16 protein-coding genes are annotated in these 18,864 nt (G+C 69.4%); 5 read left to right on the top strand and 11 right to left on the bottom strand.

What is annotated here, in order from left to right:
- Positions 1–72 precede the first annotated feature (72 nt).
- The 5 genes from ACFYNL_RS14815 to ACFYNL_RS14835 all read right to left on the bottom strand — a co-directional run bounded on the left by ACFYNL_RS14815 (position 73) and on the right by ACFYNL_RS14835 (position 5,782).
- Positions 73–2,532: a hypothetical protein gene (locus ACFYNL_RS14815; protein ID WP_388802149.1), complete on the bottom strand. Its 2,460-nt coding sequence runs from the start codon at positions 2,530–2,532 to the stop codon at positions 73–75.
- 156 nt (positions 2,533–2,688) lie between these two features.
- Positions 2,689–3,090, bottom strand: a complete 402-nt coding sequence (locus ACFYNL_RS14820; protein WP_388802152.1) for a DUF6113 family protein — start codon at positions 3,088–3,090, stop codon at positions 2,689–2,691.
- Positions 3,087–3,950, bottom strand: a complete 864-nt coding sequence (gene mshB, locus ACFYNL_RS14825; protein WP_388802155.1) for an N-acetyl-1-D-myo-inositol-2-amino-2-deoxy-alpha-D-glucopyranoside deacetylase — start codon at positions 3,948–3,950, stop codon at positions 3,087–3,089. Before mshB ends, ACFYNL_RS14820 begins: the two co-directional genes overlap by 4 nt.
- A 263-nt stretch (positions 3,951–4,213) precedes the next feature.
- On the bottom strand, positions 4,214–5,092 hold the full coding sequence (locus ACFYNL_RS14830; RefSeq protein WP_388802158.1) for a helix-turn-helix domain-containing protein: 879 nt from the start codon (positions 5,090–5,092) through the stop codon (positions 4,214–4,216).
- Positions 5,093–5,290: 198 nt separating this feature from the next.
- Positions 5,291–5,782, bottom strand: a complete 492-nt coding sequence (locus tag ACFYNL_RS14835) for an ATP-binding protein (protein WP_388802161.1) — start codon at positions 5,780–5,782, stop codon at positions 5,291–5,293.
- A gap of 156 nt (positions 5,783–5,938) precedes the next feature.
- Between ACFYNL_RS14835 and ACFYNL_RS14840 the strand changes: the two genes are divergently transcribed.
- Positions 5,939–6,814 (top strand): helix-turn-helix domain-containing protein, encoded by an 876-nt coding sequence (locus ACFYNL_RS14840; RefSeq protein ID WP_388802164.1) that lies wholly within the window; start codon positions 5,939–5,941, stop codon positions 6,812–6,814.
- Positions 6,811–7,008: a DUF397 domain-containing protein gene (locus tag ACFYNL_RS14845; RefSeq protein WP_388802167.1), complete on the top strand. Its 198-nt coding sequence runs from the start codon at positions 6,811–6,813 to the stop codon at positions 7,006–7,008. The genes ACFYNL_RS14840 and ACFYNL_RS14845 overlap by 4 nt, the downstream gene beginning before the upstream one ends.
- 167 nt (positions 7,009–7,175) lie before the next feature.
- Here the strand turns inward: ACFYNL_RS14845 and ACFYNL_RS14850 are convergent, their stop codons facing one another.
- Positions 7,176–7,370, bottom strand: a complete 195-nt coding sequence (locus ACFYNL_RS14850; RefSeq protein WP_019755516.1) for a hypothetical protein — start codon at positions 7,368–7,370, stop codon at positions 7,176–7,178.
- Between the two features lie 176 nt (positions 7,371–7,546).
- Here ACFYNL_RS14850 and ACFYNL_RS14855 point away from each other — a divergent pair, with 176 nt between their 5' ends.
- Positions 7,547–9,664: a prolyl oligopeptidase family serine peptidase gene (locus tag ACFYNL_RS14855; RefSeq protein WP_388802170.1), complete on the top strand. Its 2,118-nt coding sequence runs from the start codon at positions 7,547–7,549 to the stop codon at positions 9,662–9,664.
- A gap of 258 nt (positions 9,665–9,922) precedes the next feature.
- Here ACFYNL_RS14855 and ACFYNL_RS14860 read toward each other — a convergent pair whose 3' ends face one another.
- From ACFYNL_RS14860 to ACFYNL_RS14880, 5 genes are read right to left on the bottom strand one after another with little or no spacing between them, the layout of a single operon-like run.
- A complete protein-coding gene (locus ACFYNL_RS14860; protein WP_388802173.1) occupies positions 9,923–10,960 on the bottom strand; it encodes an ABC transporter ATP-binding protein in 1,038 nt (345 codons plus the stop codon).
- Entirely contained in the window at positions 10,953–11,936 is a 984-nt protein-coding gene (locus ACFYNL_RS14865; protein WP_388802176.1) for an ABC transporter ATP-binding protein, read from the bottom strand. Before ACFYNL_RS14865 ends, ACFYNL_RS14860 begins: the two co-directional genes overlap by 8 nt.
- A gap of 8 nt (positions 11,937–11,944) precedes the next feature.
- Positions 11,945–12,946, bottom strand: coding sequence for an ABC transporter permease (locus ACFYNL_RS14870; RefSeq protein ID WP_388802179.1), 1,002 nt, complete (start codon positions 12,944–12,946; stop codon positions 11,945–11,947).
- Positions 12,939–13,862 carry an ABC transporter permease gene (locus ACFYNL_RS14875; protein ID WP_388802182.1) on the bottom strand — a complete coding sequence of 308 codons (924 nt, stop codon included), beginning with the start codon at positions 13,860–13,862 and terminating at the stop codon, positions 12,939–12,941. The genes ACFYNL_RS14870 and ACFYNL_RS14875 overlap by 8 nt, the downstream gene beginning before the upstream one ends.
- Positions 13,863–13,869: 7 nt before the next feature.
- Positions 13,870–15,495 carry an ABC transporter substrate-binding protein gene (locus ACFYNL_RS14880; RefSeq protein WP_388802185.1) on the bottom strand — a complete coding sequence of 542 codons (1,626 nt, stop codon included), beginning with the start codon at positions 15,493–15,495 and terminating at the stop codon, positions 13,870–13,872.
- 495 nt (positions 15,496–15,990) lie between these two features.
- Here ACFYNL_RS14880 and ACFYNL_RS14885 point away from each other — a divergent pair, with 495 nt between their 5' ends.
- Positions 15,991–17,019: an ABC transporter permease gene (locus ACFYNL_RS14885; RefSeq protein WP_388802188.1), complete on the top strand. Its 1,029-nt coding sequence runs from the start codon at positions 15,991–15,993 to the stop codon at positions 17,017–17,019.
- An 80-nt stretch (positions 17,020–17,099) separates the two neighbouring features.
- Positions 17,100–18,860: an ABC transporter substrate-binding protein gene (locus ACFYNL_RS14890; protein WP_388802190.1), complete on the top strand. Its 1,761-nt coding sequence runs from the start codon at positions 17,100–17,102 to the stop codon at positions 18,858–18,860.
- The last annotated feature ends 4 nt before the right edge of the window (positions 18,861–18,864 follow it).

Consider the following 18,864-nt stretch of genomic DNA (forward strand, 5'->3'; position numbering starts at 1 on the left):
TCGCAGCCGTACGACGAGAGGGGGCACCCGGCGTGTACCGGGTGCCCCCTGTCGTCGGGGGGCGGAGATCCGCTAGCCCGGGTTCGTCTCGATGACCGCCGTGCGGTCGCTCTTGCTCCTCAGGGCCTCGCGGAGGGCGACGTAGACGTCCTCGGGCGTGACCGCGGTCTTCTTGCCGTTGCCCCGGGTGATGAGCACGCCGTCGAAGGCACCGCCGTAGAGCTGCTTCAGGGCGGCCAGGTCGGGGGAGTCGACGAGCTTGCCGTTGACGGCCTTGACCCGGAGGAACTTCCACAGGGACTTCTCCGGGCTCATGAGGACGGGGCTCGCCCCCTGCGCCTGAACCGTCACAGGAGCCGACATCGCGGGCTCCGCGAACTCCTTCATCATCCGGTCGACCTCGGCCTTCGAGACCGTCGGCTGCTGTGTGGTCATCGGGACGGTCACCGGGTCGGACGCGCCGGTCTCGACCTGGGTGCGGAAGGCCTGCTCGACCGCCGCGGTGGACTGGGCGACGTCGATGCCCTTGCCCGCCTTGCCGTAGACGGGCACGGCCTTGCCGGCCTCGAACTTGATCGTGCCCTCGGTCACCGAGCCGGAGCCGCCGGAGGCGTCCTCCAGGGCGGCGTGCAGCTTCTCCTCGTCGGTGGGCATGACCGGGTCGACGACCCGGTGGTTGCCGAAGAGGGAGCCGATGACGGAGATCGGGTTGTAGTCGCTGGTCGCGGCCGCGCCGACCGTCTGCTGCATGTCGAACTGCAGGCCGGCCTTGTCCGGCTCCAGGCTGACGGTCCTGCCGCCCACCGACAGCTTCAGCGGCTTGCCGACCTGCTCGTCGAAGGCGTCGTTGAGCTTCTTGACCGCGTCGTCACGGGTGCCGCCGCCGATGTCGACGCCGAGCACGGTGGTGCCCTTGGGCACGTCGGAGTGGTTCATCAGCAGACCGGCGCCGTACAGGCCACCGGCGAGGACGATCACGCCGCCACCGACCAGGGCGAGCTTGTTGCGGCCCTTCTTCTTCGGCGCCCTGGAGGCCGAGGCGTCCGACGAAGCCGGTTCGGGCAGCTTCGGGGGCGTGTGCGGCGCCGGTCCGTCGGGGCCGCCCGGGCCGAAGGGACCGCTCTGGGCGCCCGACGGGACGACGGGGATGCCGCTGGTGACGGTGTGGCCGGAGACGTTGTCGGCCACGCCCCCGTAGTGCGGGGTGCCGGGCTCGGGGGCCGGCTTCTGCGGGGTGAGGATCGCGGTGTCGTCGCTCAGTCCGCCGGCCGGGCCGCGGCCCGCGGAGTGCGGGGAGGCGCCGGGGACGCCCGGACCGGCGGGGCCGGCAGGACCGCTCGGGCCCATGGGGCCGACCGGGCCGGTGCCGGGCGCGCCGGGCCGGCTCGGGCCGGTGGAGATACCGGAGCCAGGACCGGCGGAGATGCCGGGGCCGCCGGGACCACCCGGGCCGCCGGGGCCAGCAGGGCCGCCGGGCCCGCGCAGCGCGCCCTGGTTGCCACCGGTGACCGGCGGGACCGCCGGGCCGTCGCCGGTGACCGGGCCGGTGGTCGGGCCGGTGGGGCCCTGGCCACTGCGGCCGTTCGGACCGCCGAAGTCGCCGGGGCCGTTGAAGTCGGCGGAACCGTCGAAGCCGTTCGGGGCGTTGAAGTCGGCGGACGGGTCGAAGCCGCCCGGTGCGCCCTGGGCGCCGTAGCCGCCCGGGCCGTTCTGCCCGCCCTGGCCGTTCTGGCCGCCCTGGCCGCCGCCGTTCTCCGAGAAGTAGGGCAGGTCGTCGCGGCGTGCCTCACCGCCGGGGCGGGAGCCGTCGCCGTCGCCGCTGCCCAGCGGGCCCGCCGCCAGCGCCTCGGTCACGTCGAAGGAACCGGTCCCGCCGCCGTGCCCGGGAGCCACGGGACCGCCGGTCGCGCCCGGGAGACCCGCGCCCTTCGGGCCGCCGGGGCGGGAGCCGCCCGACATGCTCATCGAGCCGACGACACCACCGGGCCGCGCAGTACCCGCGCCCGGACGCGCACCGCCGGGCGCGCCGGCACCGGGGGCCCCGGCACCCGCGCCTGCGGTACCACCCGCACCGGGTCCCGAACCGCCGGACTGACCTGCGCCGTTGGACGGTGTGCCGGACTGACCGCCCTTGCCCGGCGAGGACTTGCGCGGCGCGAACCAGTCGCTCGTCTTCTCCCCCGTCTGCGGCGCAGCCGGCTCGGCCGGGGTTTCGACGGTGCCCGTGGACGTGGAGGTCGGGGCGGTCGGGGCCGGCGCTTCGGTGTCCGTGCTCGGCGCGGGGCTGTCGGCTTCGGCGACGGGCTTACGTACCACGACCGGCGGAATCGGCCGCGATCCGGGGATGTTGATCCGGATCCGGGTCGTCAGCGTGGTCTCGGTCTTGCGTTCCTCCGGCTGCGTGGCCGAACGGCCCGCGTCCGCGCCGCTGTCGGAAGCCATGGGGGTCCCGTACGGCGGCGTGCCCGAGGGGTATGCGGCTCCGCCGCGCCCGTTGGGCCCGGAGGACGGAGTGTCAGTTTCACGACTCAAGGCAGGTTCTCCCGGTTGGCTCCGCCGCCCGTACCTCACTGCTTCGGGCGGCTCGGCGGCGCGCACCACCATACTGGCCACCTCTGTCCCGTATCCCACGACCGCTGGGGAAACCCACACCGGACTCGCACGAGCGCTTGGTGGAGAAGTGGTACGTCACTTGGCAAGTCGGACGTCGCCGTCGTCCGGTTGCCGCACCGGAGCGAGGGTGGCGCAGATCACAGCGACGGCCATGCCTCCGAGCAGGAAGAGATAGGAGGAGGCGCTCGTGCCGAAGACGAAGTCGCCTTCGGGGCGGCTGGCGGTGAGCAGGATGACGGCGAGCATCCAGCCCCCGGCGGGCGCGACGGCCCCGGCCCGGCTGCCCACCAGCCGGCCACCGCCCAGGCAGAGCCCGGCCTCGCCCGCCAGCGCGAGCAGCAGGCCGCCCGGGAACAGCGCCGGCTGCACGAGCGCACCGGCCACTCCGACCACGGCGCCGAGCACGAGGAGTCCGAGGCAGGCGAGGACCCGCAGACCGGAGGGCCGCTTCAGCGGCTGGGCGAGCATCGAGCTCATGACGCCTCCTCGGCGACGACACCGGCGAACAGGTCGGACTCGGGTCGCGCCGCCGGCTCCCCGCGTACCAATTGGTAGTACTCGGTGGTGAAGAGGGGTTGCGCGAGTTCGTTGGAGAGCGCGAAGTACAGGTCGGCCACGTCGATCTGGGTGGCGTGCGCGCGCATCGCGGCCGCCTTGGCGGCGGCGTGGGCGGTGCCGTCGACCACGGTGGTGACACGCTCGTCGTCGACGACACCGGGGACGTCGCCGACGGTGGCGGCCTTGCCGAACGGCAGTCCGGGCAGATCCACCTGAAGCCGGGCGAAGGCATCCTCGGCGACGGTCCGTGGGACGCGGTTCCAGTAGATCTTGGGGATGCGCCAGCCCGCGTCGTCGGCCAGTTCGGCCGCGCGCATGGCGATGCGGTGGGCCTGGATGTGGTCGGGGTGGCCGTAGCCGCCGTCGGGGTCGTAGGTGACCAGGACCTGGGGACGCACCTCCAGGATCACCTCGACCAGCGCGCGGGCCGCCTCGTCGACGTCGGCCTGCCACAGGCAGGCGGGGTCGTCGTTGTCGGCGATGCCCATCATCCCCGAGTCCTCGTAACGGCCGCGGCCGCCGAGGAGACGGAAGTCCTCGACACCGAGCTCGCGCATCGCGGCGGTGAGCTCACCCAGGCGGTGTTCGCCCAGCTCGGCGCCGGTCAGATGGCGCAGCTCGGGAGGGATGACCTCGCCGTGCTCGCCGAGGGTGCAGGTCACCAGGGTCACCTGGGCGCCCTCGGCCGCGTACTTGGCCATGGTCGCGCCGTTGTTGATCGACTCGTCGTCCGGGTGCGCGTGCACCAGGAGCAGACGCCGGGCGGGGTGTTCCGTCATGGGCCCAGCCTACGAGGCCGCCTTTCCCCGCCCCGCCTGCCCGCCACCTCTCGAACGCATCCGTCACCCCTCGTCGTCATGACGCGTCTGTGGCAGGGAAGACCGGAGGGACGACGGCCAGAGCTGCACGCAGGGCATCAGGGGTCAGCTCGGGACGGGGGATCAGTTCGTTTCCGTGGTCGGCCTGAGTGCTCATGGTGTCCTCCGGAGGGTGCCCCGGCCAGAGTGTCCGGCCGTAGCGCGGGGAACAGGGCGGAACGGGCTCAGGCGGCAGCGGCAAGGGGAGTGCGGCAGTCACGGCAGTGTCCTGGGGTGGGTGAGCGGAAGCCTCGGTCGCAGCCTTCGCAGTTCTGGATGGGGTGCCGGACCGTCGGCGGTGAGGTCGGGGAGCGGAACGGGGGCGGGGGCGGCAGCTGGGCTGTGAGGCGGTGGGCCAGGAGGGCGGCGGGTCGTCGTGGCCCTTCGGGCGGCAGGTCCGCGGTGAGGGCGTGGCGTACGGCGGTGGGGGTGACGTCGCGTTCCAGCCAGGCGGCGACGCCGGGAGCGAGATGGGCGGTGTCGCAGGCGGACAGGAGCAGGCGCGGATCGTGACGGCGGAGGCCGGAGAGCAGGTCGGTGGCCTGCTGGAGGAGTGCGGGGGCGGGGTGGCCGGGCTGGGGGACGGCGGGGAGGGGTTTGGGCCGGGGCGCCCGCTCCTTCGTCGGCGTCGGGTGTGTGGGCCGGGCGGGCGGCCCGTCGTGGGTGTGACGCCGGCTCCCTGGCTGATTGCAGGAGACGGTGCGGGTGACGATTCGGCCGCCGGGGATGCGGGTTCGTTCGCGGCGCAGGTAGCCGTGGGCCTCCAGTTCGCGCAGGGCGGCGGCGATGCGTGTCGCGCCCTCGGGGAAGCGGGCGGTGAGGGTCTTGATGTCGACGCGGGCGCCCTTGGGCAGCGACTGGATGTGGCAGGCCAGGCCGATCGCGAGGAGGGAAAGCTCCGGGTGCTGGGTGAGGTGGTTGCCGATCACCGTGAAGCGGGTGGTGTGGCGGGTGTTGTCGTGGGTGAGACCACCGCTGCTGCCGTGAGGCCGCCGTTTCGGGTGCTTGTTGGCGGCAGGCCGGGACTCGGCGCACGAGGGGGCGCTAGGGTTCTGCGTATCCATCGGGAAGCTTCCTCTTCCTCGGTGGTCAGGCCCTCGCACTGGGATTGCCGTCCCGGCGGGGGCCGTCGCATGTCTGCGGTTGTGTTGCGCTGAGCGTACGGCCGGCAAGGGGCCGAGGATCCAGCCGAGTCGGGCATATTCACCCGGCCGGGTGAGTTTGCGCCGTGGGCGGGAGGGGTGGGGCTTGGCCGGGTTCTTTCACCGTCGTGGTCCTTGGGAAAGACCGCCCCTCGCACCGGAGCACGAGTGGTCGGGTCCCGGTGGCGTGCCTACTTCGCACTCGGCCCACACCGTCTTGCGGGGATACGGTCCAAGGGCGGTGCCCCAGCGCTCTGCGAGTGCGTCGACAAGGACCAGGCCTCGGCCGGACTCGGACCAGGGGGCGGGGCGTTGCAGCCGCGGGAGGCGCTCGCGGCGAGTGTCGGTGACCTCGATGCGCAGGGTGCCGCCGACGACGTAGAGGGTGAGCCGGAAGTCCCGGCCGGGGACACGGCTGTGCGTGGCGGCGTTCGCCGCGAGTTCGGCCACGATGAGCGCCGCCGGGTCCAAAGGAAGCCCCCAGGAGCGGAGTTGCTCGGTGGCGAGCAGGCGGGCGAGGCGGGCTCCGCGCGGGGTGGGTGACAACTGCACGCTGAAGTTGCGGATGCACGCATCGAGTTGGGTCTCGGGGGCGGCGGTTTCTTGATTCACATCACTCAGCGTGGCGGGGCGCGCTTACCGTGAACAGTGACGATGCCGTCGCGTACGGTGACTGTCCGGGGCTTGTCCGGTGGTGTCCGGGCTTGTCGGGACGGGGCGTACGGGTACGGGGCGGGTCGGTACGGCCGTACGACGGAGGGCACAGAAATGTCGGTGGACGGTGAGGCCAGGCGGCTCAAGAGCGAGGCGGATGAGCCGGGCTGGGAGGTGGACCCGGACGACGACTGGGGTGTCGCCGTGGTCGCGACCGTGGGGCGGCAGCTGAAGCTGCGCCGGGAGGCCGTGGGGATGCGGGCCGCCACGTTCGGGGAGGCGGTGGGGTACGGCGAGGACATGGTGTACAAGATCGAGGCCGGGAAGCGGATCCCGCGGCCCGAGTACCTGGACATGGCGGACGAGGTGTTGGGGGCGGGCGGGCTGCTCTCGGCGATGAAGGAGGACGTCAAGAAGGTCCGGTATCCGAAGAAGGTGCGGGATCTCGCGGAGCTGGAGGCGAAGGCGGTCGAGTTGCTGTCCTACGGCAACCACAATCTGCATGGGCTGCTTCAGACAGAGGAGCACGCACGGTCCTTGCTCATGACCAGGCGCCCCGTGGCCCCGGAAGACCAGTTGGAGCAGGCCGTGGCGGCACGCATGGCCCGGAAGGCGATCTACGATCGCGCACCAGCCCCTGAACTCAGCTTCGTCCTGGAAGAGACGACGCTACGGCGGCCGGTCGGGGGCAAGATGGTGTGGCGCAGGCAGCTCGAACACCTGCTGGATGTAGCGCAGTTGCGGAACGTCGAAATTCAGGTGATGCCGATGGACCGCTGGGATCATCCTGGGACCGGCGGCCGGATCCAAGTGCTGAAGTTCGGGGACGGCACAGCGGTTGGCCGTATGGACGACGAGTTCAACGGCCGTCCCGTCCACGACCCGAGGCAGCTACGGGTCCTCGAACTGCGCTATGGCATCATCCGGGCCGAGGCTCTGACCGCACGGGAGTCACTGGCCTTCATCGAGCGACTGGTGGGAGACACATGATTCGCGAGGCCTCTACCGAGCTGGTGTGGTTCAAGAGCAGCTACAGCGACAGCAGCAACCCGAACGACTGCGTCGAGGTCGCCAACACCCCCGACGTCATCCACGTCCGCGACTCCAAGCACACCGTCGGCCCTCGCCTCCAGCTCTCGCCGCAGGCCTGGGTCGACTTCGTGTCATACGCGTCCGAGGGCTGACGGACTACCACGCGACCTCCGCCTGCGAAGCGTCGACCTCGCCGCCCAGAGAACGTGCGAGGGCCGTGAGCTCGATCAGGGCGAACGGGTGTCGCGCAGGAGTGGAACAGGTCGGCCGGTGGTGGGCTCCGGTCAGCCAGCGTCCGGAGCCCGTGGAACGGCGTGGCTCAGAACTTGATGCTGCCGATCATGCCCGCGATGTTCGTCGTCAGCTCACTGATGGTGGGCGCGACGGTCGAGGACGCCAGGTAGAAGCCCAGCAGCATGCAGACCACCGCATGCCCGGCCTTCAGCCCTGATTTCTTGATCAGCAGGAAGACGATGATCGCCAGCAGCACCACCGCCGAAATCGAGAGTGCCACGGCGGCTCACCTCCAAGAATCCCAGGCGCGGGGGGTCGGACTATGGGGGCAGATAAATCCATGCAGCAGCCAGCAGGTTCATACCCACTATGCGCTTGTGATCATAACTATCCGTCCGTGCGCATCGATCGGCGCACAGCCGCACAAGGGGGCGCACTGGCCAATATGGTCGGGGCATGACGACCGAGCCTGTCTCCTTCCCCCGACGGCACGCCCGCACCCAGAGGTTCACGCTCGGCGCGCCGCGCGCGTTCGCGGTGGCGCCCGACGGTTCCCGAGTCGCTTTCCTGCGCTCCTCCTCCGGCACGGACCCGGCGAACGCCCTGTGGGTGCTCGACACGGTGGACGGCGGGGAGCGCGTGGCGGCCGACCCGCGCGCCCTCCTGGGCGGCGCCTCGGAGGCCCTCCCGCCCGAGGAACGGGCGCGGCGCGAGCGCAGCCGTGAGTCCGGCGCCGGCATCGTCGCCCACGCCACGGACAGCGCCGTGGAGTTGGCGTCTTTTGCCTTGTCAGGGCGGCTTTTCACAGCCGAGCTGCGGGCCGGCACGGCACGCGAACTCGCCGTCCCCGGGCCCGTGATCGACCCGCGCCCCTCCCCCGACGGACGGCACATCGCCTACGTCGCCCAGGGCGCCCTGCGGGTGGTGGGAGCCGAAGGTGAGGGCGATCGCGCGCTCGCCGAGCCGGAGTCGGACGGTGTCACCTACGGACAGGCGGAGTTCATCGCCGCCGAGGAGATGGGGCGCCACCGTGGCTTCTGGTGGGGCCCGGATTCGGACCTGCTGCTGGTGGCGCGCGTGGACGACACGCCGGTGAACCGGTGGTGGATCGCCGATCCGACGCGTCCGGAGCGGGAGCCGCAGCGGGTGGCGTACCCGGCGGCGGGGACCGGCAACGCGGACGTACGGTTGTTCGTGATCGGCCTGGACGGGGTGCGCACGGAGGTTTCCTGGGACCGGGCGCGCTATCCGTATCTGGCGCGAGTGCACTGGTCAGCGGCGGGTGCGCCACTGCTGCTCGTACAAGCGCGCGACCAGCGAAGCCAGCTGTTCCTGGCCGTGGACACGGCGACCGGGGCAACCCGGATGGTGCACGCGGACGAAGATCCACAATGGCTGGATCTTTTCCCTGGCGTGCCCTGCTGGAGCCCTTCCGGATATCTCGTGCGCATCGCGGACGAGGGTGGCGCTCGCGTGCTCACAGTGGGCGAGCGGCCGTTGACCGGGCCGCAGCTGCACGTCCGGGCGGTACTGGACGTCTCCGACGACGACGTACTGGTCTCGGCGTCCGCGGGTCGGGCCGCGGCCGATCCCGAGACCGGTGAAGTGCATGTGTACCGGGTGAACGAGCTGGGCGTGGAGCGTGTGTCGCAGGAGCCCGGCGTGCACACGGCGGTACGCGCCGGGGGCGTGACGGTGCTGGTGTCCCACGCGCTCGATCACCCTGGGGCTCGGGTGCGGGTGTACCGGGACGGGAAGCTGACGGCGACGGTCCGTTCCCACGCCGAAGATCCCGGTTTGACCCCGCGCGTGACGCTCACGGAGGGGGGCGCACGCCGCATCCCGTGCGCCGTACTGTTGCCTCGGAACCACCAAGGGGATGCCCCCCTTCCGGTTTTGCTGGATCCGTACGGAGGTCCGCACGCCTCCCGGGTCGTCGCCGCGCACAACGCGTACCTCACCTCGCAATGGTTCGCCGACCAGGGGTTCGCGGTGGTCGTCGCGGACGGGCGCGGTACACCCGGGCGTTCACCCGCCTGGGAGAAGGCGGTCCACGGGGACTTCACCGTCTCCCTCGACGACCAGATCGACGCCCTGCAGGACCTCGCCGGATCCCACCCGCTCGACCTCTCCCGGGTGGCGATCCGCGGCTGGTCGTACGGCGGCTGGCTGGCGGGACTGGCGGTGCTGCGCCGGCCGGACGTCTTCCACGCGGCCATCGCGGGGGCTCCGGTGACGGACTGGCGTCTCTACGACACGCACTACACGGAGCGGTACCTGGGCGACCCGGCCGCACAGCAGGAGGCGTACGCGAAGAGCTCGCTGGTGACCGACGAGGGGCTCTCCTCCCCCGCCGAACCGCACCGTCCGCTGATGATCGTGCACGGCCTCGCCGACGACAACGTGGTGGTCGCCCACGCCCTGCGCCTGTCCTCGGCGCTGCTGGCCGCCGGCCGCCCGCACGAGGTGCTGCCGCTGTCCGGGGTGACGCACATGACCCCGCAGGAGCAGGTCGCGGAGAACCTGCTGCTGCTCCAGGTGGACTTCCTCAAGCGGTCGCTGGGAACGGCCTGAACAGCAGCGGACCGGGGTGCATGACGCGCCCCGGTCCGCTTACGGCACCCGCACGGCCGTACGCTGTTCAGCCTGACGCGTCCGTATATCGGGATCGGGTCGGCGAAGTTGCCTGCGTGTTAACGCAGTTCATGGGTGTTTGTACGGCTATCGGGTCTCGCGGGCCGGCTGCCGACTCCCGGCCGTCGGTTGTCGGCCGTCGGTTGTCGGCCGTCGCTGTCGGCCGTCGGCTGTCGCTGTCGGCCCGTCCGGTGTCGGTCATGACTCCACCTCCGCCGGAACCACCGACTTCTCCTCCGCGAAGTGACAGGCGCAGGGGTGTGCCTCGGGCCCTCCCCTCCCCCACAGGTGCGGCGGCGGCGCGAGCTGCGGTACATCCTGGGCGCAGCGGTCCCGGGCCTTCCAGCAGCGGGTCCGGAAGCGGCAGCCGGAGGGGACGTTCGTCGGGGACGGGACGTCGCCGGTGAGGATGATGCGCTCGCGCAGCTCGCGGGCCGCCGGGTCGGGGACGGGCACCGCGGAGAGCAGGGCCTGGGTGTAGGGGTGCGTCGGGTGGTCGTAGATCTCGGTGTCCCTGCCGGTCTCCACGATCCGGCCGAGGTACATCACACCGACCCGGTCGGAGATGTGCCGGACGATCGACAGGTCGTGGGCGATGAAGACGTACGACAGGTCGAACTCGCTCTGCAGGCGGTCCATCAGGTTGATGACCTGGGCCTGGACGGAGACATCGAGCGCGGAGACCGGTTCGTCGGCGACGATCACCTCGGGGCGCAGGGCGAGGCCGCGGGCGATGCCGATGCGCTGGCGCTGGCCGCCGGAGAACTGGTGCGGGTAACGGTTGATGAACTCGGGGTTCAGACCCACCACGTCCAGCAGGTCCCGCACTCTGCGGCGCCGGTCGCCCTTCGGGGCGACCTCGGGGTGGATGTCGTACGGCTCCCCGATGATGTCGCCCACCGTCATCCGGGGGTTGAGGGAGGTGTACGGGTCCTGGAACACCATCTGGATGTTGCGGCGTACGGCCTTCAGGGCGCGGCCGGACAGCTTGGTGATGTCCTCGCCCTTGTACTTGATCGAACCTGCCGTCGGGCGTTCCAGGTTGACCAGCATCTTGGCGACCGTCGACTTGCCGCAGCCGGACTCGCCGACGATGCCCAGGGTTTCCCCGCGATGCAGGGTGAAGTCGACGCCGTCGACCGCCTTCACCGAGCCGACCTGCTTCTTGAAGAGGATGCCCTGGGTGAGCGGGTAGTGCTTGACGAGCCCGCTGACCTCCAGAATCGGCTCAGCCATTCAGGCACTCCCTCCAGAAGTGGCAGGCACTCGTCCGGTCCGCGCCGGACTCGGTGACGTCGTACGAGGGGGGAACGTCGGTACGGCACACGTCCTGGGCCATGGGGCAGCGGGGGTGAAAGGCGCAACCGCCCGGGATGTCCATGAGGTTCGGGGGCAGGCCCTTGATCGCGTAGAGCTCCCGGCCCTTGAGGTCCAGGCGCGGGATGGAGTCCAGCAGGCCGCGGGTGTACGGGTGGGCGGGGGCCTTGTAGATGTCGTGGACCGGCGCCGACTCGACGATCCGGCCCGCGTACATGACGGCGATCCGGTCGGCCACGTCGGCGACCACGCCGAGGTCGTGGGTGATGAGGATGAGCCCCATGCGGTACTCGCGCTGCAACTCGGCGAGCAGGTCCATCACCTGGGCCTGGACGGTGACGTCGAGGGCGGTGGTGGGCTCGTCGGCGATGACGAGCTTGGGTTCGAGGGCGAGCGCCATCGCGATCATGATGCGCTGGCGCATGCCGCCGGAGAACTGGTGGGGGTACTGCCTGACGCGCTCCCTGGCGGCCGGGATACGCACCCGGTCCATCAGCTCGACGGCCTTGGCCCGGGCGTCCTTCCTCGACATCCCCCGGTGCACGACGAACATCTCGCCGAGCTGGTCCCCGACGGTCAGCACGGGGTTCAGCGACGACAGGGCGTCCTGGAAGATCATCGCCATCTCGGCGCCGCGGATCTTGCGCCGCTCCTCTTCCTTCAGCTTCAGCAGGTCCCGCCCCTCGAAGAGGATCTCACCACCCGTGATGCGCCCCGGAGGCATGTCGAGGATCCCCATCACCGCCTGCGCGGTCACCGACTTCCCGGACCCCGACTCCCCCAGCACGGCAAGCGTCTCGCCCGCGTCCACGCCGTAGTCGACCCCGTTGACGGCTCGGGCGACGCCGTCCCGGGTCCGGAACTCCACCTGAAGGTCGCGAACTTCCAGCAGCATGACGCGGTTCACCTCAGCTTCGGGTCCAGGGCGTCGCGGACCGCGTCGCCGAGCATGATGAAGGCCAGGACCGTGACGGCGAGGGCGCCGGAGGGCCAGAGCAGGGCGTGGGGGGCGTTGCGGACGTACGGGGAGGCCGCGGAGATGTCGATGCCCCAGGAGACGCTCGGGGGTTTCAGGCCGACGCCCAGATACGACAGGGTGGCCTCCAGGGCGATGTAGGTGCCGAGCGCGATGGTCGCGACCACGATCACCGGAGCGACGGCGTTGGGCGCGATGTGGCGGAGCAGGATGCGGGAGTTGGACGCGCCCAGGGCCCGGGCGGCCTGCACGTAGTCGTTCTCCTTGGCGGTGATGACCGCGCCGCGGGCGATGCGGGAGATCTGGGGCCAGCCGAGCAGCACGATGAAGCCGACGACCGGCCAGACGCTGTTGCTGGTCACCACCGAGAGCAGCACCAGCCCGCCGAGGATCACCGGGATGGCGAAGAAGACGTCGGTGACACGGGAGAGCAGCGAGTCCGCCAGCCCGCCGAAGAAGCCGGCGAGCGCGCCCAGCACCGAGCCGAGGACCGCCACCCCCAGCGTGGCGCAGACGCCGACCACGACGGACGTACGGGCGCCGTAGACCGTGCGCGTGTAGACGTCGCAGCCCTGGCCGTCGTAGCCGAAGGGATGACCGGGCGAGGAGCCCTGCTGGGCCTTGGCGAGGTCGCACCTGAGGGGGCTGCCGGAGGCGATCGCCGAGGGCCACAGCGAGATGACCACCAGGAAGAGGATGATCAGACCCGAGACGATGAAAACGGGGTTGCGTCGCAGATCGCGCCAGGCGTCCGACCAGAGGCTGCGGGGCCGGCCCGCGGCGGCCGGCGCGGCGGCCGGGTCCTGCCCCGCCGGGCCGACGGGGTGCGTCCGCTCGGGCGTCAGCGCCTCGCCGGAGGTCAGGTCCACGGCGCCTGCGAGACCGCTTCCGGCGATCGCGCCCTCGGGTGGGAACGGCTGCTCAGGCATAGCGGATCCTCGGGTCGAGTACGGCGTAGAGGAGGTCGACGACCAGGTTGCAGAGCAGGAAGACGAGGACGAGGACCGTCACGAAGCCGACGACCGTCTGGGTGTTCTGGCGCAGGATGCCCTGGTAGAGCTGGTAGCCGACGCCATGGATGTTGAAGATCCGCTCCGTGACGATCGCGCCGCCCATGAGGAAGCCGATGTCGGCTCCGATGAAGGTGACGACCGGGATGAGGGAGTTGCGCAGCAGGTGCCGGGTGACGACCCGGCGTCTGGGCAGCCCCTTCGCGACGGCCGTACGGACGTAGTCGGAGCGCCGGTTCTCCGCGACCGAGGTGCGGGTCAGCCGGGTGACGTAGGCGAGGGAGACCGAGGCGAGTACCAGGCCCGGCAGGATCAGCTCGCCGAAGGGGGCGGCCGGGGAGACGGACGGCCTGATCCACCCCCACTCGACGCCGAGCAGCAGCTGGAGCAGCAGCCCGGTGACGAAGGTGGGGACGGAGATGACGACCAGGGTCAGCAGCAGGACCCCGGTGTCGACGGGGCGGCCGCGGCGCAGGCCGGTGAGGACGCCCAGCGTGATGCCGATGACGACCTCGAAGAGGACGGCGACGATCGTGAGGCGGAAGGTGACCGGGAAGGCCGTCGACATCAGCTCGGTGACTTCCTGACCGTTGAACGCCGTACCGAAGTCTCCGGTGAAGACGTTCCCCATGTAGGTCAGGTACTGCTGCCACACGGGCTTGTCGAGGCCGAACTCCCGCTTGAGCCGAGCGGCCGTCGCCGGGTCGCACTGCCGGTCGCCGCACAGGCCCGCGATGGGGTCGCCCATCACGTTCACCATGAGGAAGATCAGCAGCGTGGACCCGATGAACACCGGGACCATCTGCAGCAGGCGCCGCACGACGTACCGTCCCATGACGGGCTCAGCCGACCTTGATCTGGTCGTAGACGGGCACGCTGAACGGGTTGAGGGAGACGTTCGACAGGCGCTCGGACCAGCCGGCACTGCCGTTCTGGTACCAGAGCGGGATGGACGCCATGTTGTCCCGGACGACCTCCTCGGCCTTCTGGAACATCTCCACGGCCTTCGCGGGGTCCGTCTCGGCGTTCGCCTCGTCGACGAGCCGGTCGAACTCCTCGCTGGACCACTTGCCGTCGTTGGAGGAGGCGTTGGTGTAGTAGAGCGGCTGGAGGAAGTTCTGGGGCAGGGGGTAGTCCATCTGCCAGCCGGCCCGGAAGGGACCGGAGAGCTTCTGGGTCGTGCTCTTGCTCCGGAAGTCGGCGAAGGTGCCGATGGGGTTGCCCACGCAGGCGCGGTCGTTGTCCAGGGCGTTGTTGATGGAGTTGCAGACGGCGTCCACCCACAGCTTGTGGGAGCCGGTGTCGGCGTTGTACGTGATCTTCACCTGCCCGCCGGGCAGCCCGCCGCCCTCCTCGATCAGCTTCTTCGCGGCCGCCGCGTCGTACTGGCACCACTCACCGCACAGCCCCTCCTTGTAGCCGCCCTCCTTGCCGAGGACGGGTGAGGTCCAGTCGGTGGCGGGGGTGCGGGTCCTGTGGAAGATGGTGTCGGTGATCTGCTCGCGGTCGATCGCCCGGGACAGCCCCTTGCGGACCTTGACCGAGCCGGCCTTGTTCCATTCCTTGTCGTAGTGCGGGAAGGACAGGGTCTGGATGATGCCGGCCGGGGTGTTGAGGTAGCGGTCGCCGAGGTCCGCCCTGACGTTCTTCAGCTGCTGGGCCGGTACGTCGTCGACGAGGTCGAGGTTGCCCGCCATCAGGTCGGTGTAGGCCGTGTTGTTGTCGGTGTAGACCTTGAGGGTGACGCCGCCGTTGCGGGCCGCGTCGTCGCCCGGGTAGGCGTCCCACTTCGTCAGGCGCATCTCGGAGCCCTTGGTGTACGACTCCACGGTGTAGGGACCGTTGCCGACGGGCTTGGCCAGCCAGGCGTCGTGGTCCTCGTAGAAGGCGCGTGGCAGCGGGACGAAGGCGTTGTAGCCGAGGGTGTCGGGGAAGCCGGAGAACTTCTGGCTGAGCCTGACGGTGAAGGTCCGGTCATCGACCACCTTCAGCCCGGACATGGTCGAGGCCGTCTGCTCGCCCTTCTCCGGGTGGACCCGGTCGTAGCCCTCGATGTAGCTGAAGAAGTACGCGTTCTTCTGGTTGTTCCTCAGGCTCGCCCCGTAGTTCCAGGCGTCCACGAAGGACTTGGCGGTGACCTTCTCGCCGTTGCTGAAGGTCCAGCCGTCCTTGACGGTGACCGTGAAGTTCTGCGAGTCGGTGGTCTCGATCCGCTCGGCGAGCATGTCCTCGGCCTCGCCCGTCTTCGGGTCGTACTGCTTCAGCCCCCTGAAGATCATGGAGAGCACCTTGCCGCCCTGCACCTCGTTGGTGTTGGCCGGCTCCAGCGGGTTCTGCGGATCCGTCCACGAGGAGGTGAGCACCGCGCCGCTGTCACCGCCGCTGCCGGCCCCGCTGCCACAGGCCGCTGTCGCGAGTGCGAGCACCACCGCGCAGGCGGCCCACCGGGCATGTGTGACTGACCGCATCGAGTGCCTCCTCCGGTACTGATCCCTTACGGGCCAATATCGAGTCAAAAGGCACATAGCGCACATCAACTCCGGCCAATGGAGCAACGTGCCGCCAGGGTGCGCGAAGCCGTTCGAGCGACGAAACGGACTTCTCCCCTCGACCCTCCCGGGCGGGTCGGTGGATCTTCCGTGCACGGCGCAATGGATCTTCGGGATCCGATGCGGAACCGTTTTGTTTCGACCCCGCGATGTACACATTTCGACACAGGAGCGTCCGCATATCGAACCTGTTACCCGATTAGTCCAGTTGGTCCGAGTCAAGGCACGACTCGATCACGTTGCGCTACCCGCGTAGCTACGGAATGGTCAAGGCAGGGTAAAGAACGTAAAGAGACAACCAAGTCGGCCGAGAATTTATTGACCTTGAATGAATTGCGTTGAAAAAGTCCGGCGTAGCCCGTAGGGGAGCGTGCCCTGCGGAGTCATCAGACCCTCCCTTGGGCCAGGAGCACCATGACCCCCCCAACTCCATCCGCGGCTGCCCCGCTTGAGGCGACTGACGAAAGCATCGACAAGTCGCCTTCGCCCTCCACCCCTAAGGGCAGCGAGAGCCGCTCGCCTGGACGGCTGGCGTGGAACCGCTTCAAGCGGGACCGCACGGGCGTCATATCGGCGTACATCGTGATCTTCTTCTTCGTGATCGCGCTCGCCGCTCCGCTCATCGCGAAGCTGTACGGCAAGGACCCGTACACCACATACGCGAGCGAGCGGCCTGAGCTGCTCAACGCCTTCTCGTACCCGGCGGGTCCGAACGGCGGCATCAGCTCGGAGTTCTGGTTCGGTATCGAGCCCCAGCTCGGGCGTGACGTCTTCACCTTCCTGCTCTACGCGATCCGCACCTCGCTGGGCATCGCCCTGGCCGCCACCCTGCTCACCGTGTTCCTCGGTGTGGTCATCGGTGTCACCGCGGGCTATCTCGGCGGCAAGACGGACTACCTCGTGGGCCGGATCATCGACATCCTTCTGTCGTTCCCGTCCACCCTCTTCTTCATCGCCTTCATGCCGGTCGTGTACGGACTCTTCATCGCCCCCGACGACGAGATCCCGACCTGGCTGCGAGCCACCGGCCTCATCATCGTGCTCGCCGCCTTCGGCTGGGCGTCCATCGCCCGACTGCTGCGCGGCCAGGTACTCGGCCTGCGCGAGCGGGAGTTCGTCGAGGCGGCCAAGGTCACGGGTGCGTCACCGCGGCGTATCGTCTTCAAGGAGCTGCTGCCCAACCTGTGGACGCCGATCATCATCCAGTCCACGCTGATGCTCCCGGCGTTCGTCACCGCTGAGGCGGGTCTCGCCTTCCTCGGGGTCGGCATGATCGACCCGACTCCCGACTGGGGCGTCATGATCCAGCGGGGCGCGATGTTCTACACCGAGGACATCACCTTCATGCTCTTCCCGGGCATGTCCATGGTGATCTTCGTCCTCGCGTTCAACCTGCTCGGCGACTCGGTACGTGACGCACTCGACCCGAAGTCCAAGCGCTAGCTCCGGCCCTCTTCAGGACCACGGCGAAGGCGCCGGGGTGCCGGAACCGTCTCATCACTCCCACTTCAAGGCAGGAAGCCATGTCCTTCTCCCGTAGAAACTTCCTCATCGCCACCGGCGTCGCCGCGGCGTCGACCTCGGTGCTCAGCGCCTGCAGCAGCGGCAACGAGGGCGGCTCCGGGCAGAACGACGCCCCCAAGGTCAGCGGCTCCAAGACCATCGCGATCCCGGTCGGCACCAAGGCCGACTCGGTCGGTCCGGCTCCTGAGGTCAAGGGCGCCGTCACGGGCGGAACGATCTACTCGCTCCAGCAGTTCGACATGGACCACATGGACCCGGCGCAGATCTACGTCTCGACCGAGGGCGCCATCACCGTGCCGATCATGCGCGGTCTGACCGGCTACAAGCTGGACGACAAGGGCGGCGCCACCCTGGTCGGCGACGCCGCCACCGACGCCGGCACCATGAAGGACGGCGGCAAGACCTGGGCCTTCACCCTGAAGGACGGCCTGAAGTGGGAGGACGGCTCGGACGTCACCATGGACGACGTCCGCCACACCTTCGAGCGCCTCTTCGCCACCTTCATCACCGAGGGTCCGCGCTACGTCCAGAACTGGCTTGAGGGCGGCGAGAAGTACAAGGGCCCGTTCGACGGCAAGAGCCTCGACTCCATCGAGGTCGACGGCAAGACCATCACCTTCCGCCTCAACGAGCCCCGCACCGACTTCAACTACACGCTCGCGATGCGTGGTTACTCCCTGGTCTCGAAGAAGAAGGACACCAAGGAGAAGTACGACAAGCGTCCGTTCTCCTGCGGCCCGTACAAGATCGGGGACCGCCAGATCGGCAAGTCGATGACCTTCGAGCGCAACGAGCACTGGGACCCGAAGACGGACCCGATCCGCAACGCCTACCCGGACAAGTACGTCTTCCAGTTCGGCTACGAGCTGGTGGCGTCGACCGACCGCTGGATCGCGGACAAGGGCAACGACCAGTACGCGGTGCCGATCTTCAACGAGGTCGCCCCGGAGCGCGTCGCCCAGGTGCTCACCAACCCGGAGCTGAAGAAGCGCGTCCTCACCGCGGTCGACACGGCCACCTACTACTGGCCGATCAACATGACCCGTGTGAAGGACCTCAAGGTCCGCCAGGCCATCAACTACGCCTGGCCGCACCAGCAGATCCAGACCATCTCCGGCGGCAAGGCCACCACCGAGATCGCCACCACGATCCTCGCTCCGGTGACGCCCGGCTACTCCAAGTTCGACCTGTACGGCGTGGACAAGAAGCCGGGCGGCAACCCCCAGAAGGCGAAGGCCCTCCTCAAGGAGGCCGGCAAGCTCGGGTACAAGCTGGTCATCGCCTTCCAGCAGTCGGACACCCAGGTGAAGACCGCCGTCGCCGTCAAGAACGCCCTGGAGGCGGCCGGCTTCGAGGTCGTCACCAAGCAGGTCGACAAGTCGACGTTCTACACGCAGATCGGCAAGATCGACAACGACTTCGACCTCTTCGGTGCCGGCTGGAGCCCGGACTGGCCGAACGGCTACTCGGTCTTCTACCCCTGCTGGAGCGGCGAGAACATCGGTGACGGCCGCAGCAACTACGCGCAGCTGAACGACCCGAGCATCAACAAGGCCATCGAGGCCGCCTCCAAGATCGCGGACGTGGAGGAGGCCAACAAGGCCTGGGGCAACATCGACAAGATGGTCAACGAGCAGGCCGCGGTCGTTCCGGACTACCACAAGATCCGTAACTACATCTACGGCTCCAAGGTCGGCAACGTCATCTGGGACAGCGCCAACACCTGCGTCGCGCTCAACAAGCTCTACGCCAAGAAGTAACCGA

It is taken from the genome of Streptomyces sp. NPDC007808, from assembly GCF_042868655.1.
In the GTDB taxonomy this organism is placed as follows: Bacteria; Actinomycetota; Actinomycetes; order Streptomycetales; family Streptomycetaceae; genus Streptomyces.

What these genes read in the sequence shown, in the direction of transcription:
- ACFYNL_RS14860 (WP_388802173.1), bottom strand. Translation starts at nt 10,960, where the DNA reads ATGGCTGAGCCGATTCTGGAGGTCAGCGGGCTCGTCAAGCACTACCCG.
- ACFYNL_RS14890 (WP_388802190.1), top strand. Translation starts at nt 17,100, where the DNA reads ATGTCCTTCTCCCGTAGAAACTTCCTCATCGCCACCGGCGTCGCCGCG.
- mshB (WP_388802155.1), bottom strand. Translation starts at nt 3,950, where the DNA reads ATGACGGAACACCCCGCCCGGCGTCTGCTCCTGGTGCACGCGCACCCG.
- ACFYNL_RS14870 (WP_388802179.1), bottom strand. Translation starts at nt 12,946, where the DNA reads ATGCCTGAGCAGCCGTTCCCACCCGAGGGCGCGATCGCCGGAAGCGGT.
- ACFYNL_RS14845 (WP_388802167.1), top strand. Translation starts at nt 6,811, where the DNA reads ATGATTCGCGAGGCCTCTACCGAGCTGGTGTGGTTCAAGAGCAGCTAC.
- ACFYNL_RS14885 (WP_388802188.1), top strand. Translation starts at nt 15,991, where the DNA reads ATGACCCCCCCAACTCCATCCGCGGCTGCCCCGCTTGAGGCGACTGAC.
- ACFYNL_RS14840 (WP_388802164.1), top strand. Translation starts at nt 5,939, where the DNA reads ATGTCGGTGGACGGTGAGGCCAGGCGGCTCAAGAGCGAGGCGGATGAG.
- ACFYNL_RS14820 (WP_388802152.1), bottom strand. Translation starts at nt 3,090, where the DNA reads ATGAGCTCGATGCTCGCCCAGCCGCTGAAGCGGCCCTCCGGTCTGCGG.
- ACFYNL_RS14830 (WP_388802158.1), bottom strand. Translation starts at nt 5,092, where the DNA reads ATGGATACGCAGAACCCTAGCGCCCCCTCGTGCGCCGAGTCCCGGCCT.
- ACFYNL_RS14855 (WP_388802170.1), top strand. Translation starts at nt 7,547, where the DNA reads ATGACGACCGAGCCTGTCTCCTTCCCCCGACGGCACGCCCGCACCCAG.
- ACFYNL_RS14875 (WP_388802182.1), bottom strand. Translation starts at nt 13,862, where the DNA reads ATGGGACGGTACGTCGTGCGGCGCCTGCTGCAGATGGTCCCGGTGTTC.
- ACFYNL_RS14865 (WP_388802176.1), bottom strand. Translation starts at nt 11,936, where the DNA reads ATGCTGCTGGAAGTTCGCGACCTTCAGGTGGAGTTCCGGACCCGGGAC.
- ACFYNL_RS14880 (WP_388802185.1), bottom strand. Translation starts at nt 15,495, where the DNA reads ATGCGGTCAGTCACACATGCCCGGTGGGCCGCCTGCGCGGTGGTGCTC.